The organism is Pseudarthrobacter sp. HLT1-3, from assembly GCF_059383535.1.
The window spans coordinates 171,132-186,429 of the sequence record NZ_JBWZCJ010000003.1 but is presented as its reverse complement, the minus strand read 5'-3'; the positions used below and the strand labels follow the sequence as shown (position 1 = coordinate 186,429).

Sequence of the window (15,298 nt, the reverse complement as noted above, 5' to 3'; positions counted from 1 at the left end):
GATTCTCGCGAATTCCGGCTATTCGTGTTGCCTGCATCCCGTGATCCCTTTCAGGAGCTTCAGCCATGAGCCTCAACGGCCCCTCTCTCACCGGTTTGCGCCGTGTCCTCGCCGACGACCGGAACTACGCCCGCGTCCGGGCCGCGGCGGCGCGTGGTTTCGCCGACCGCAGCGAGGACTACCAGATCAGCGCCCCCGCCGGGCTGCGTTCGGCGTTGCTCGCGGAAATGGCTGACGGGCTGGCCACGCTGGCCGCGGAAACAGCGGCAGCGGCGGGAGTCACCGCAGCCGGGGCCGCGGCAGAGGAAAAAACAGGCAGTAGCCTGGCGCCGGTTGTGCTGGCCATCACCGCCACCGGCCGTGAAGCCGAGGACCTGACCGAAGCGCTGCGCGCCTTCCTTCCGGCCGACGCCGTCGCCGAGTTCCCCAGCTGGGAGACGCTCCCGCACGAACGGCTGTCACCGCGCTCGGACACGGTCGGCCGGCGCCTGTCCGTACTGCGCCGGCTTGCCCACCCCGAAACTTCCGCCAGCGGCGCGCTCCGCGTCGTCGTCGCCCCGGTCCGGGCCGTCGTGCAGCCGATCGTCGCGGGCCTCGGTGAGCTGGTCCCGGTCACCCTGAAGGTCGGCCAGGAGGCCCCGTTCAGCAACGTTGTGAGAAGCCTCGCCGACGCCGCCTACGCCCGCGTGGACATGGTCACGCGCCGCGGTGAATTCGCCGTCCGCGGCGGGATGCTCGATGTTTTTCCGCCGACCGAGGACCACCCCATCCGGGTGGAGTTCTTTGGCGATGAAGTGGACCAGATGCGCTGGTTCGCCGTCGCGGACCAGCGCTCGCTGAGCGCGCCGGGCGTGCACCACCCCGCCGAGCTGCACGCCCCGCCGTGCCGCGAAATCCTGATCACGCCCTCCGTGATGTCCCGCGCCGCGACGCTGAAATCCCAGCTGCCGGCCGCCGCGGACATGCTCGAGAAGATCGCCGGCGGCATCGCCGTCGAGGGCATGGAATCCCTCGCCCCGGTGCTGGTGGATTCCATGGTGCCTTTCCTGGACCAGTTCCCGGCCGGTTCGATGGCCGTGGTCATCGAACCGGAAAAGGTCCGGACCCGCGCGCACGACCTCGCCGCCACGAACGAGGAATTCCTCGAGGCGGCCTGGTCGACGGCCTCCGACGGCGGGACGGTACCTCTGGCGTTGGACACTGTTCTAAGTTCCGCAGCGTCTGCGGCCCTGCATTCGGCCAGCTTCCGCTCGCTCACCGAAACCCGCTCCGCGGCCCTCGCGCACGAGGTGTCCTGGTGGTCGATCACGTCGCTGGCCACCGACGAGGAGCTGCTGCCCGACGTCGACGTCCTCAACCTGCACGCCCGGGAACCCCGCGGCTACCAGGGCGACGTCGCCGAGATGATGGCCTTCATCGGCTCCCACGTCCGGGAGCAGTGGCGGATCGTCGTCGTCACCGAAGGTCCCGGCCCGGCCCAGCGGCTTGCCGAACTGTTCCACGACAACGACATCCCCTGCGCCCGGGTCGACTCGCTCGACGACGAACCCCAGGCCGGGCTGATCGAGGTGACCACCGCCGCCGTCGGCCGCGGTTTTGTGCTGGAGCCGCTCAAGCTCGCCCTGCTGACCGAGGCGGACCTGCTGGGCAGGACCTCCGCCGGTTCCACCAAGGACATGCGCCGGATGCCGTCCAAGCGGCGGAACGCCGTGGATCCGCTGCAGCTCATCGCCGGCGACTCCGTGGTGCACGAACAGCACGGCATCGGCCGGTTCGTGGAGCTGATCCAGCGCAAAGTGGCAGGCGGAGGGGACGGGGTGCGCGAATACCTCGTGCTTGAATATGCGCCGTCCAAGCGCGGTGCCCCGGGCGACCGGCTGTTTGTCCCCACCGACCAGCTGGACCAGGTCACCCGCTACGTCGGCGGGGACACGCCGGCGCTGAGTAAAATGGGCGGCGCGGACTGGGCCAGCACCAAGTCCAGGGCGCGCAAGGCCGTCAAGGAAATCGCCGGTGAACTGATCCGGCTGTACTCGGCCCGGATGGCCTCCCGCGGCTACGCCTTCGGCCCCGACACGCCCTGGCAGCGCGAGCTCGAGGAAGCGTTCCCGTACGTGGAGACCCCCGACCAGCTGACCACGATCAACGAGGTCAAGGCGGACATGGAGCGGGAGATCCCGATGGACCGGCTGATCTCCGGCGACGTCGGCTACGGCAAGACCGAGATCGCGGTCCGCGCGGCCTTCAAAGCCGTCCAGGACGGCAAGCAGGTCGCCGTGCTAGTGCCCACGACGCTGCTTGCCCAGCAGCACTACGAAACGTTCACCGAACGGTTCTCCGGCTTCCCGCTGGTGGTTAAGCCGCTGTCCCGCTTCCAGGGCACCAAAGAAGCCAAGGAGACGGCTGCCGGGGTCAAAGCCGGCTCCGTCGACGTCGTGATCGGCACGCACCGGCTGCTGTCAAAGGATTTCGCGTTCAAGGACCTCGGCCTCGTGATCGTGGACGAGGAGCAGCGCTTCGGCGTCGAACACAAGGAAGCGCTGAAGAAGATGCGCACCAACGTGGACGTCCTCGCCATGAGCGCGACCCCGATTCCGAGGACCCTGGAAATGTCGCTGACCGGCATCCGCGAGACCTCCACGCTGGCGACCCCGCCGGAGGAACGCCACCCGGTGCTGACCTACGTCGGCCCGTACACGGACAAGCAGACCTCCGCGGCGATCCGCCGGGAACTGATGCGCGAGGGCCAGGTGTTCTTCGTACACAACCGGGTCTCCACGATCGACCGCACCGCGGCGAAGATCCGCGAGCTGGTCCCGGAGGCCCGGGTGGAAGTGGCGCACGGGCAAATGTCCGAAAGCCGGCTCGAGCAGATCATCGTGGACTTCTGGGAGAAACGCTTCGACGTGCTGGTCTGCACCACCATCATCGAGACGGGACTGGATATCTCCAACGCCAACACCCTGATCGTGGACGGCGCGGACAAGTACGGGCTCTCCCAGCTTCACCAGCTGCGCGGGCGGGTGGGCCGCGGCCGCGAACGCGCCTACGCCTACTTCCTCTACCCGTCCGAGAAGCCGCTGGGCGAAGTGGCGCTGGAACGGCTCAAGGCCGTCGCCACGCACAACGAGCTCGGTGCCGGCATGCAGCTGGCCATGAAGGACCTCGAGATCCGCGGCGCCGGCAACCTGCTCGGCGGGGAGCAGTCCGGGCACATCCAGGGCGTCGGCTTCGACCTCTACATCCGCCTGGTCGGCGAGGCCGTGGCGGAGTACCGGGGCGAGGCGGAGGAGAAGGCCGCCGAGATGAAGATTGAGCTGCCGGTCAACGCGCACCTGCCGCACGATTACGTGCCGGGCGAACGGCTGCGCCTCGAGGCGTACCGCAAGCTCGCCTCGGCCGTCACCTACGAGGCGATCGACGAGGTCCTGGCCGAGCTCGTGGACCGCTACGGCGAGCTGCCGCTGCCCGCGAAGAACCTGATCGACGTCGCGCGCTTCCGCGTCGGCGCCCGCGAGGCCGGGCTCAGCGACGTTGCCCTGCAGGGCAACTTCATCAAGTTCTCCCCTGCGCAGCTGCCCGAGTCCAAGCTCATGCGGCTCACCCGGATGTATCCCGGATCGCAGTCCAAACCGGCCCTGGACGCGGTGCTCATTCCGAAGCCGAAGACCGCCCGGATCGGCGGCCGCGACCTGCAGGACGCCGAGATCCTCGAGTGGGCCAACGGCGTCATCCGCAACATCTTCTCCGACGCCGCGGTGGCTGCCGCACCGGCGGTGAAATAAAGAATGATGGGCGGACACCACGCCGCGTCGGGAGCCGCGGCGTGGGTGGCTATTGCCTCGACCGGACCGTACGCGCTGGGATGGTATCCGCTGGACGCGACCGGGATTGTGATCGGCGGGATGGCGACGGCGGGAACGGCACTGGTCTGCGACTGGGACCACCGCTCCAGCACGGTGGCGCACTCGCTGCCGCCGCTGTCGAACGTGATCGCGGTCGGCCTTGAGAACGTCTCCGGCGGCCACCGGCAGGGGACCCATTCGCTGCTCGGTGCGGCCTTCTTTGTGCTGCTCGCGGCGCTGGCCGGGCAGCTTCAGCTGCAGACCGACTGGGGGCTGCTGTCGGTGGGCGCCGGTCTGCTGTGCATGTTCATGATCAACATCGCCGCGAAGGCCCTCAAGCTTTTCCCGAAGTACGGCTGGGTCAGCAACTGGGTCTTCGCCCTGAGCATGGCCGGGCTGGTGACCTGGTTCGCGCCGCACCAGTGGACCTGGCTGCCGGTCTCCATGCTGACCGGCGTGCTGGTACATATTGTTGGGGACATGATCACCACCGGGGGAGTGCCGCTGCTCTGGCCGGTGGTGATCAAGCCTCCGAGGTTCCTGCGGAAACTGCCGCTGCTGAAGAACGTCTGGCGGGCCAACGGGGCGTTCTCCATTCCGCTGCTGGGCCGCGCCGGGTCACGGCGGGAGTGGTTCGTGCTGATCCCGGTCAGTGCCTACGCGATGATCGGCATGTTCGGTGCCGCGCTCGCCCTGGCCGAGGTGCACTGGCCGGCCGCCGCCGCCCTCGGGGCCGGCTGGGTGCACAGCCTCTACGGGCTGCTTACGGCCGTCTGACCAGTGGCTGGCCGCGCCCGGCGCGACTTCTCGACTTTCTCAACCGAGGTTCTCGGTGCTTTCATGGACGACCTGCACAAGGATGGTCCCGTCGCGAAGTCGCACGGCCTCCGAAGCGACGCAGGGGATCCCGGCTACCAGTCGAGCCGCATCCCGCGGCCTCGTAGAGTTCATCCGGGGCTTCCGCCAGCGGTACGCCGACGAACGGTATATCCGCGACGTCATCACCTTCGGGCCTCCCCTGACGGAAATCATTCAGCTGGCCTGGGCCGCTTTGAACCTGGAGGCTCGCGTGGGCCTCACCGAAATCGCTGATCCCAGGTACACCAGGGCAGGTGTCGAACGATTGCTGCTCGTGGCCCTGGCCTTACACGGGGCGGATACGAATACGCCGTGACGTTCGTGCAGTCGACCGGTTATGGAGCCGGCGACGAAATTGCGTACCGGTCGAGAACCCGGAGTTAAATGACTGAAGCTCCGGAGATCCGGAGCTTCAGTCAGGGAAGTGCTTGGCGCTTAGACTTCGCCGATGGAGTCCGAGCGGCCGGTGACGGTCTGCGGAATCCAGAAGGCCAGGGCGAACAGGACGAGGCAGGCGGCCATCGGCCACGGGTTGCCGAGCGTCATGAAGCTCAGCGAGTAGAGGGAAGCGAAGAACAGGACCATCATCAGGGCGAACAGGATGATGCTGGAGCCGAGGCTGTTCTCGTTCTGCGGAGTCGTGGCGGTGGTGGTGTTGGTGGTGTTGCTGGACATTCGTTCCTCCTCTGCCCCGTGGGGCTCAAAACTGTGGCGGCTGCCGGAGCGGATCAGTACGCGGAGGAACCCTGTTCACCCTTGACGATCGCGATGCCGGAGCTGGCGCCAATACGTGTTGCACCTGCAGCTATCATAGCCTGTGCGTCGGCGAGCGAGCGCACGCCACCCGAGGCCTTGACGCCCAGGTCCGGGCCCACCGTGCGGCGCATCAGGGCCACGTCCCCGGCGGTGGCCCCGCCGCCGTTGAAGCCGGTGGAGGTCTTCACGAAATCAGCCCCCGCAGCCACTGCGGCCTCGCAGGCCAGCACCTTCTGGGCATCATCCAGCAGGGCCGCTTCGATGATCACCTTCAGGATGGCGCCGCCCTCGTGGACGGCGTCCGCGACGGCCGTGATGTCCTCGATGAGGGCGCCCTTGTCGTTGGCCCGGGCCGCGGCAATGTTGATCACCATGTCGACCTCCTCGGCTCCGTCCAGCACCGCTCCGCGGGCCTCGAAGGCCTTGACGTCGCTCGGGGTGGCACCCAGCGGGAAGCCGACCACTGAGCACGTCAGCACGCCGGAGCCCTTCAGGGCCGTCTTGACCGTCTTGACCCAGATCGGATTGACGCACACCGACTTGAACCGGTACTCGGCGGCCTCGGCGCAGACCTTGAGGATCTCGGCCTCGCTGGCCTCCGGCTTGAGCAGCGTGTGGTCGATGTAGGAGGCAATGTTCGCCGAATGTTCGGAGCTGCGGGAGATCCCGGAGTCCGGGGCAGCGGGGGTGGCGCTGCCGGCAGTCGCGGCGGCTTCGTTGCTCATGGTGGTCCCTTCGTGGCTTCTCAGGTGTCCATCTTGCCACAACAGCCCGGCCGCCGGAGGGCGTCCGGGCAGGGGGTCAGGCGGCGGCCGCGAGGGGCTCCGCCATGCCGGCCTGAAGCAGCTGGGAGGCGCAGACGGAGGCGGCCGAGGAAGCGGCCACGAGCAGTCCCAGGCGGACGCCGTCGAACACCGCGGCGTCCCCGATTGCCCAGATTCCCGGGACGGATGTGCGGAAGTCACGTCCTATCACGATCCCGCCCTGGCGCGCTGTCTTGAGTCCGGCGCTCACCGCGAGGGCGTCGCGGGCAATCGGTTCCTCGGCCAGCACCACCAGGTCCCCGGCCATGCTGGAGCCGTCCTCGAACACAATCCCGGCGGCCGTGAGTGTGGAACCGGCGAGGGTGGGAACGACGGCGGCCGGTCGCTGCGTGGTGCGGATCGGGCGGACACCGCGGGCGCGCAGCACAGCCTCGGCCTGTCCGGCGGCGGTCCCGGTGCCGACCAGGATGCCCAGCGGCCGCCGGCCCAGGACCCGCGTGACATCCTTGACGGCGTCGCCCAGCCCGGCGGCGTCGTCGATCGTGGAGTAGCTCAGGCACCGGCCTTCCCCGGCCAGCGGCGCGCCGGCGGGGGAGGACCCGGTCGCGATGACCAGCTGGTCGTAGCTGAATTCCAGGCCGTCCGCCGTCGTGACATAACGGCTGTCGGGGTCGATGTAGCTGGCCGGCTGGCCGAACCGGACCGACACCTGCGGGAGCGCGGCGAGTTCCAGGAGCTCGGCGGGCGCGTCGTCCCGGTTGCTGAGGATTGTGATGCCACCCGCGAACGGGGTCCGGGTGAGCTGGCGGACGAGGGCCTGCGCGGCCGGGCCGGCCCCGGCGATGACGATCCGGGGCCGGGTCTGGGAATCGGCGGGAACGGTGGGGGTGGCGGACATGATGAGCCCTTTCGCTGGTGGCCGCTGATGTGGCCTGACTGCTTGATGGTCCCAGCGTAGGCGGGCGATCTTTCCGGCAGGTTTCCCCGGTGTTGCGGAATTTTCGCCGCCCGTTCGCCAATGTTTACCGGCCAGTAATGGCGTGGGTCACACGCGGATCCGGTAGCCGCGTTTCACCACGGTTTCCACGAGCCGGCCGTCCGGCAGGGCGGAACGCAGACGGCTGACCGTCATGTCCAGCGCATGCACGGAGCCGCGGAGTTCCAGCAGTTCCGACAGCGCCTCCCGGGACAGCACGGCGCCGCCGGCGCCCAGCAGCGCCCGCAGCAGCAGCAGCGGTGCGGGCGCCAGCTCCACGGCCCCGCCGTCGATCCGCAGCGAACGGCCACGCAGTTCCACCCGGCCCGACACGGTGTCCAGGCGGCGGACGTGGTTGAGGGCAAGGTGCTCGACGACGAGCCGGATCAGGGCGCCCATCCGGAACCGCTCCGGAACCAGCGGCTGCAGCCCGGCGTCGATCAGCGGCTGCGCCGTGATGGGACCGACGACGGCGGTGGCGACGTTGGTTTTGAGGCTCGCCACGAGCTGCTTGTACAGGCCCATCTCGTGCGCGGTGCTCCACATCGCATCCACCGCGGGCGCGCTCGTGAACGTCAGCACGTCCAGGTTGCCGCTGCAGGCGGCCTCGATCAGCCGCGGCAGCCGGTCCGCGCCGTCGGGCTTGACCCAGCGGTACGGGGTGACCGTCAGGACCGTGGCCCCGGACATCCGGAGGCGCTCCAGCTGGCGGACGTCGGTGTAGCCATGCAGCTGCACCGCGACGGTTTTGCCGCGCACCCCCTCGGCCAGGAGCATGTCCACCAGCGTGGCGGTGGTCTCGTCGGAGCTGATCCCGACGTCGGCCAGCCCGGCCGCACGGACCGCGCCGCGGGCCTTGGGCCCCCGGACGAACATCCGGGTGGCGCCGAGGGTCTCCAGCAGCTGCTCGCCGATCCCGAACGTGTCGGCGGCCTCGCACCAGCGGCGCATACCGTAGGCAGTGGTAGCGATGCACAGCTCCGGGCGTGCGGCGATGATGGCGCGGGTGTCCTCGATCAGGCTCAGGTCCTCCTGCACGGGGGCGATTTTCAGCGCCGGCGCGTGCAGCACCTCGGCGCCGCGCCGCTCCAGGGCCTCGATCAGGTCCTGGGAACGGCGGTGCGAGGTCACGCCGATCCGGAAGCCCTCCAGCGGCAGCTCCGCGGTCTCCGGCATGGTCTCGGGGGCAGTCTCCGCGGTGGCGTTCAGTGTGCTCACGGCCCTCATGCCCCCATCAGGGAGGCGGCCAGGCGGTCCAGTTCGGCTTCCGCGTCCGCGCAGCCCCGGTTGGCCTCGGCCACCCGGACGACGTCGCCGATCACCAGCACGGCAGGGTTGCTGCAGTCCGCCGCCGCCGTCGTGATGGTGCCCAGCTGGGCGATGGTGGTCCGCTGGCCGGGCAGGTAACCGCGCTCGACGACGGCCATCGGCATGTCCTCGCGCATCCCGGCCCGGCGCAGCCCGGCGGCGAGCTGGTGTAGTGTGCCGATGCCCATCAGCACCACGATGGTCCCGCCCAGCCCGGCGAGGTGGGTGTGTTCCTTCTCGGTCAGCGGGGCATGGCCCGAGACGACGGTGAACAGGTGGCTGACCTCGCGGTGCGTGACCGGGATCCCGGCCGCGGCCGGGACGGAAATGGCACTCGTCACGCCGGAGATCACGCGGACCGGAACGCCGGCCTTCACACAGGCGGCCACTTCCTCGCCGCCGCGGCCGAACACGTACGGGTCGCCGCCCTTCAGCCGAACCACGTTTTTCCCGGCCAGCGCGGCCTCCACCATGAGTGCCTCGATGCCGGACTGGCTGACCGGGTGGTGGCCGGGGCGCTTGCCAACATCCACCAGCTCGGCCGTGCTCAGCGCGGGCAGCTCCCGGTGCGGGGCCAGCCGGTCGTAGAAAATGACGTCGGCGTCCCGCAGGGCCTGGATGGCGGCGACGGTCAGCAGCTCGGTGGTTCCCGGTCCGCCGCCTACGAGGGTGACGTGGCCGGCGGGGCCGGCGGCGGGTTCGGCCGCGACCGGGATGCCGGTGTCCCGGCAGCGGTCCAGCAGCGGCTCCCAGCCCGGCTGGCCGTCGTCGACGGCGGCGACCAGGAAGGGGCGCTCCGGCAGGGGCCCGTCATGGCGGGCACCGCCCGGGCTGCTGAGCCGAGAGACGACGGCGCCGGCGGCCCGGTAGCGGCGGACTGCCTGGTGTGCGGCGGCGTCCGAGCCGGTGACGAGGACTTCGCGTCCGCTGAGATCGATGCTGAGCTGCATGGTCAGACCTTACTTTCGTGGGCGGGGCGTTCCTGGGCGGAAATGTCCCGGCCCGGGCGGGCAGTGTCGCCGGTGTCGGAGGGCCGGACCGGGATGCTGGCGGCGATCACCACTGGCTGCAGGGCGGCCAGCGCCTTTTCCGCCGACGTGGCGGGGCGCATCTGGCCGCGCTCGTCGGGCACGAAGGTGATGGAATCGTCCTTCTGGTCCGGAGCATTGACGAAGGAGCGGAAGCGTCGCAGCCGCTCGGGATCCTTCAGCGTGTCTGCCCACTCGTCCACGTAGGTGTCCACGTGCTTTGCCATGGCGGCCTCGAGGTCCTCGGCGATGCCCAGCGTGTCATGGACCACGACATCCTCGACGTGCTTGATGCCGCCGGCGAGTTCCTCCTGCCACCGCGCCGTGCGCTGCAGGCGGTCCGCGGTGCGGATGTAATACATGAAGTAGCGGTCAATGTACTTCAGCAGCGTTTCGTCGTCGAGGTCCTTGGCCAGCAGCTGGGCGTGCGCCGGGGTGGCGCCGCCGTTGCCGCCGACGTAGAGGTTCCAGCCGTCCGCGGTGGCGATGACGCCGACGTCCTTGCCGCGGGCTTCGGCGCATTCCCGGGCGCAGCCGGAGACACCCATCTTGAGCTTGTGCGGGCTGCGGAGCCCGCGGTAGCGCAGCTCAAGCTGGATGGCCATGGCGACGGCGTCCTGGACCCCGAAGCGGCACCAGGTGGAACCGACGCAGGACTTCACCGTGCGCAGGCTCTTGCCGTAGGCCTGGCCGGATTCAAACCCGGCGTCGACCAGTTCCTTCCAGATTTCCGGGAGCTGCTCCAGCCGGGCGCCGAACATGTCGATCCGCTGGCCGCCGGTGATCTTGGTGTAGAGGTTGTACTTCTCGGCCACCGCTGCGATCACGCCGAGCTTCTTCGGTGTGATCTCGCCGCCGGCGATCCGCGGGACCACCGAGTAGGTGCCGTCCTTCTGCATGTTGGCCAGGGCGCGGTCGTTGGTGTCCTGCAGCGTGCCGCGGCCCGCGTCCAGGACATAGGCGCTGTTCTGGCTGGCCAGGATGTTGGCGATGGTCGGTTTGCAGATGTCGCAGCCCTCGCCGGTACCGTACTTGGCCATGACCTCCTCGAAGGAGGTCAGTTCCAGGACCCGGATGGTCTCGAAGAGTTCCTGGCGGGACAGCTCGATGTGCTCGCAGAGTGCCTTGGAGACCTCGACGCCGGACTTGGTCAGTTCGGTTTCCAGCAGCTTCTTGAGCATCGGTACACAGGAACCGCAGCTGGTCCCGGCGCGGGTGCAGCCCTTCAGCTCGCCGAGCTCCTGGACGGGGGCGTTGCCGTCGCAGGCCCCGCAGCCGTTGACGGTGTCGCGGATGGTTCCGGCGGACACGTTGTTGCAGGAGCACAGGATGGCGTCGTCCGGGAGTTCCGTTTCCGGGGCGTCGCCGCCGCCGGCCGCGGTGAGGTAGGCGTCGGGTTCTGCGGCCAGTTCGCGGCCCAGCATGGGCCGCAGGGAGGTGTACGGGGTGGCGTCCCCGACGAAAATGCCGCCGAGCAGGGTCTTGGCATCGTCCGTGGTGACGATCTTCTGGTAGACGCCGCGCGCCGGGTCGGCGTAGACGATTTCCAGCGCGTGCTCGGTCCGGGCGAAGGCGTCACCGAAGCTTGCAACGTCGACGCCGGAGAGCTTGAGCTTGGTGGCGGTGTCGAACCCCGGGAAGGTCGCGTCGCCGCCGTGCAGCCGGTCGGCGACAATCTCCGCCATGGTGTTGGCCGGAGCCACGAGGCCCAGGCACATGCCGCCGAAGTTGGCGACCTCGCCGATCGCCCAGATGCCGGGGACCTGCGTTTCGCAGCCGTCGGAGATGACAACGCCGCCGCGCGCACCGAGGTCGAACAGCGGCGCGGTGCCCTCTGTCGCGGGGCCCGTCGCCGCTGTGCCTTTCGTCGCCGCGCCCTCGACCGCGGCGCCGTTGGCGCCGCGGAACAGCTCGTCGCGGGGTTTGACGCCGATCGCGACGATCACCAGGTCGGCGTCGATGATGCGGCCGTCGGCCATCAGCACGCCGGTGACCTGGCCGTCGTCGTCGGACAAAACTTCGGAGGGGAACACCCCGCCGTGAACGGTGAAGCCCTTGGCTTCGATCAGGCGTCCCAGGGCCTGCCCGGCGCCCTCGTCCAGCTGGGTGTTCATCAGCCAGGGGGAGCCGTTGATGACGATCGGGGTAGCCCCGAGCTGCTCGGTGCCGGCGGCGGATTCCAGGCCGAGCAGACCGCCGCCGATGGTGACCGCGTTGACCCTGCGGCCCAGTTTCTCCGTCAGGGCGACGATCGCCTTGTTGATGGCCCAGACATCTTCCAGGGTGCGGTAGACGTGGGTGAGCTCGGATCCCGGGATCGGCAGGCGGGCTGCGTCGGAACCGGTGGCGATGACCAGCTCGTCATACGGGTACACGGTGCCGGCGGCGGTGGTCACCGCCTTGCCCGCGACGTCGATGCCGGTGACGCGCTCGCCGGTCTGCAGCGTGAGTGCCTCGTGGTCCCACATCGCGGCGGAGCCCAGGGTGAGGTCGACCTCGGAATCGGTGAGGGCCTTGCTCAGCGCGACGCGGTCGTAGGGGAGGTGCGCTTCCTCGGTGAGGACGGTGACGTTCCAGCCCTCGAGGCCCCGGGCGTGCATGGCGTCGGCGAAACGGTGGGCGGCAGGGCCGCCGCCGGCAACCACGATGCGGCGCGGTGCTGTGCTGCGCGCTGCGTCCTGGTTCTGGGGGCTTGAAGTCTGTCCGGTCACGGTGGGCCTTTCGCAATGGCCGCAGTCGGTTGCTCTGCGCCCTTCTCAATCGAGGTGTCCATCCAGACTAGGCAAACGCAGTTTCGCTTCAGTTTCCCTTATGTTTCGTGATCTTAACTTCTGCATCACGAACGCGTTTCCGGCTACGTGAGGTCTCTTTTACGCGCCGGACACATTCACTGCACGCCACTGAAACACCCCGGGCCTAGCTTGGGTATGTGGCCGCAGCAGCGGTTGAGCCCGGAGCAGATGGATCAGAGAGGGGCCGAAATGACTGCCGTACTTGAGAGCGCAGCACGGAGCTTTGTTGAACACCCCAGCTATGGGACCGGCTGGCACCGCGTGTGCGCCGTGGAGGATTTGGAACCGGCCTGGGGCGAGGCCGCGCTGATTGCCGGACGCCAGGTGGCGCTGTTCCGCACGGTGTCCGGTGAGGTTTTTGCCGTCGCCCAGGAGGATCCGGCGACCGGGGCGCACGTGATGGCCCGGGGCATCACCGGCTCCCGAGGCCCGCGCGCGACGCTTGCCTCGCCGCTACACAAGCAGGTCTATGACCTGGCGACGGGGGAGTGCCTGGGTTCGCCGGAACTCCGCCTCCCGACCTTCGGCACCCGGATTGTGGGCGGGTTCATTGAGGTTGAGCTTTAAGGGCTGACACCCGGAAGCTGCGCCCCGGGAACTACAGCCCCAGCGCCTCGCGGACGTCCGCCAGGACGCCGTCGAGCGCGGCGCGGGCTTCCTGCCGCGCCGCCGGAAGTTCGGCAGCGGAACCGACGCTGCGGATGACCTCCAGGTAACACTTGAGCTTGGGCTCGGTGCCGCTGGGGCGGATGATGATGCGGCTGAGGTCCTTCGTCAGGTACAGCAGGCCGTCGGTGGGCGGCAGCGCCGCGCTGCCCGCGGCGAGGTCCGTGACGGTTTCGACGGCGGAGCCGCCAAAGGTTTCCGGCGGGCTGACGCGCAGCCGGTTCATCATGGCATCCAGCAGGCCCAGGTCCGCGACCCGGATGCTGAGCTGGTCGCTCGCGTGCAGCCCGTGCACCAGGGACAGCTCGTCGAGCGTGTCGAAGATGGTCTTGCCCTCGGCTTTCGCCGCAGCGGCGAATTCCGCGATCAGTACCGCCGCTGAGATCCCGTCCTTGTCCCGGACCAGGGAGGGCGCAACGCAGTAGCCCAGCGCCTCCTCGTAGCCGTACAGCAGCCCGGGAACCCGGGCAATCCACTTGAATCCGGTGAGGGTTTCCTCATGGGCATAGCCTGCCGCCGCGGCGATCCGGGCCAGCAGCCGCGAGGACACAATCGAATTCGCGAACACCCCTGTTTCTCCGCTGCCGCTGCCGCCGCCGGCCGCCAGCCGCGCCACGATGTGCGCACCCAGCAGGGCCCCGACCTCGTCGCCGCGCAGCATCCGCCAGTTGCCCGTGTCCGGATCCTTCGCGGCAACCGCGGCGCGGTCGGCGTCGGGGTCGTTGGCGATCACGATGTCCGCCTCCACCCGGGCGGCGGTTTCGAGGGCCAGGTCCAGGGCGCCGGGCTCTTCGGGGTTCGGGAAGTTCACGGTGGGGAAGTCGGGGTCCGGTTCGGCCTGCTCGCTGACCAGTGTGACGTCCGCGAAGCCGGCTGCCTGCAGGACCGCCACCGCGGTCTCGCCGCCCACGCCGTGCATGGGGGTCAGGACTATCTTGAGGTCGCGGGCCGGGAATCGCTCCGGGAGGGCGAGGGCCGCGACGGCGGCGGCGTAGTCGCCGGCGATGGACGGCTCCAGCACGGTCCAGCCCTCGGTGGCCAGGGCCACGCCGGCGAGCTCACCGACGGCGGCGATTTCCGCCGCGATCAGGGCATCGAAGGGTGCCACGATCTGCGCGCCGCGTCCGCTCTCCTCGACGGCATGCCGGCCCAGGTAGACCTTGTACCCGTTGTCCTGCGGCGGGTTGTGGCTGGCGGTGACCATCACGCCGCCGTCGCACGCGAGGGCCCGCACCGCGTAGGCGAGCAGCGGGGTGGGCAGGGCGGCCGGCATCAGGAAGGTCTCGACGCCGGCGGCGGTGAGGATTGCCGCTGTCTCTTCCGCGAAGATGGCCGAATTGTGCCGGGCGTCATAGCCGACGACGGCGCGCGGCCGGGTGCCGGGAGCGGCCTTGGCAACGGCGCCGGTCAGGAAGGCGGTGAACCCCGCGGCGGCGCGGCGCACCACCACGCGGTTCATCCGGTTCGGGCCGGGGCCCAGGGCCGCCCGCAGGCCTGCGGTGCCGAACTGCAGGGTGCCGCTGAAACTGTCGGCAAGCTCCTGGCGGGCGGCTGCGGTGCCGTCGCCGGCGAGCCGGATCAGCTCGGTCAGCGTGGCGGCGGTGGCGGGATCCGGGTCCTGCGCGGCCCAGGCCCGGGCATCGCTCAGCAGGCGGGAGAGTTCGGCATCGGAAGACGTCATAGGAACCAAACTAGTGCCATTCGAAGCGGATCCCTGCCCCGGCGAGCGGGAGCCCGACTTTAGAGTCGAGCAGGGCCGTCCTGCACCCCGACCCTTGACAGGCAATTTTCCGGACACGTAGCGTCTGGAATATGAAGTTGGGCCGTGGGGTGGAGTGGGCCGTGCACAGTTGCGTCAACATGGCGTGGACGCCGGCCGGGGAAGCGGTCAACAGCGCCCGGCTGGCGGAGTACTACAAGCTCCCGGGCGCTTATCTCAACAAACAGCTCCAGGCGCTGGTCCGTGCCGGGATCCTGGGCTCCGTGTCCGGTCCGCGCGGCGGGTTCCATCTGGCGCGCCGGCCGGAGCACGTCACCGTGCTCGACATCGTCCTGGCCCTGGAAGGCCCCGACCCGGTGTTTCGCTGCGAAGGCATCCTGGGCAACGTCCCGGATGCCGACACCGAGCAGAACTACGTCCGGACCTGCCTGATTTCCCAGACCATGCGGCAGGCCGAACTCGCCTGGCGGCAGGCCCTGGCCAGGCAGACCATCGCCGGGATCGCCGATTCGATGGAACGGCGGTTCCCGCAGGACCGGGTGAAAGCCGTGCGTTACCTCGCGCCCGCGCGCTGAGCCTGCCGGG

At 69.3% G+C, this 15,298-nt stretch carries 11 protein-coding genes; 4 read left to right on the top strand and 7 right to left on the bottom strand.

What is annotated here, in order from left to right:
• Nucleotides 1–65 precede the first annotated feature (65 nt).
• Together mfd and AC50X9_RS04140 are read left to right on the top strand one after the other, a co-directional pair.
• Nucleotides 66–3,785: a transcription-repair coupling factor gene (mfd, locus tag AC50X9_RS04145; RefSeq protein WP_494890532.1), complete on the top strand. Its 3,720-nt coding sequence runs from the start codon at nucleotides 66–68 to the stop codon at nucleotides 3,783–3,785.
• Between the two features lie 3 nt (nucleotides 3,786–3,788).
• Complete coding sequence (locus AC50X9_RS04140) at nucleotides 3,789–4,622, top strand: metal-dependent hydrolase (RefSeq protein WP_494890530.1); 834 nt, start codon at nucleotides 3,789–3,791, stop codon at nucleotides 4,620–4,622.
• Nucleotides 4,623–5,138: 516 nt separating this feature from the next.
• On the opposite strand, the gene AC50X9_RS04135 is transcribed toward AC50X9_RS04140, so the two are convergent.
• The 6 genes from AC50X9_RS04135 to nirB form a co-directional block, all read right to left on the bottom strand.
• Nucleotides 5,139–5,378, bottom strand: coding sequence for a hypothetical protein (locus AC50X9_RS04135; protein WP_494890528.1), 240 nt, complete (start codon nucleotides 5,376–5,378; stop codon nucleotides 5,139–5,141).
• A gap of 53 nt (nucleotides 5,379–5,431) precedes the next feature.
• Nucleotides 5,432–6,184: a deoxyribose-phosphate aldolase gene (gene deoC, locus AC50X9_RS04130; RefSeq protein WP_494890526.1), complete on the bottom strand. Its 753-nt coding sequence runs from the start codon at nucleotides 6,182–6,184 to the stop codon at nucleotides 5,432–5,434.
• Nucleotides 6,185–6,260: 76 nt separating this feature from the next.
• A complete protein-coding gene (locus tag AC50X9_RS04125; protein WP_494890524.1) occupies nucleotides 6,261–7,121 on the bottom strand; it encodes an FAD-dependent oxidoreductase in 861 nt (286 codons plus the stop codon).
• Between the two features lie 147 nt (nucleotides 7,122–7,268).
• Nucleotides 7,269–8,426, bottom strand: coding sequence for a uroporphyrinogen-III synthase (locus AC50X9_RS04120; protein WP_494890522.1), 1,158 nt, complete (start codon nucleotides 8,424–8,426; stop codon nucleotides 7,269–7,271).
• On the bottom strand, nucleotides 8,423–9,457 hold the full coding sequence (cobA, locus tag AC50X9_RS04115; RefSeq protein ID WP_494890520.1) for a uroporphyrinogen-III C-methyltransferase: 1,035 nt from the start codon (nucleotides 9,455–9,457) through the stop codon (nucleotides 8,423–8,425). The genes AC50X9_RS04120 and cobA overlap by 4 nt, the downstream gene beginning before the upstream one ends.
• Nucleotides 9,458–9,459: 2 nt before the next feature.
• On the bottom strand, nucleotides 9,460–12,246 hold the full coding sequence (nirB, locus tag AC50X9_RS04110) for a nitrite reductase large subunit NirB (protein ID WP_494890518.1): 2,787 nt from the start codon (nucleotides 12,244–12,246) through the stop codon (nucleotides 9,460–9,462).
• Nucleotides 12,247–12,516: 270 nt separating this feature from the next.
• Here nirB and nirD point away from each other — a divergent pair, with 270 nt between their 5' ends.
• Nucleotides 12,517–12,894 carry a nitrite reductase small subunit NirD gene (gene nirD / locus AC50X9_RS04105; RefSeq protein WP_494890516.1) on the top strand — a complete coding sequence of 126 codons (378 nt, stop codon included), beginning with the start codon at nucleotides 12,517–12,519 and terminating at the stop codon, nucleotides 12,892–12,894.
• Nucleotides 12,895–12,925: 31 nt separating this feature from the next.
• Here the strand turns inward: nirD and AC50X9_RS04100 are convergent, their stop codons facing one another.
• On the bottom strand, nucleotides 12,926–14,674 hold the full coding sequence (locus tag AC50X9_RS04100) for a phospho-sugar mutase (RefSeq protein WP_494890514.1): 1,749 nt from the start codon (nucleotides 14,672–14,674) through the stop codon (nucleotides 12,926–12,928).
• Between the two features lie 131 nt (nucleotides 14,675–14,805).
• Between AC50X9_RS04100 and AC50X9_RS04095 the strand changes: the two genes are divergently transcribed.
• Complete coding sequence (locus AC50X9_RS04095) at nucleotides 14,806–15,288, top strand: RrF2 family transcriptional regulator (RefSeq protein ID WP_494890512.1); 483 nt, start codon at nucleotides 14,806–14,808, stop codon at nucleotides 15,286–15,288.
• Nucleotides 15,289–15,298 lie beyond the last annotated feature (10 nt).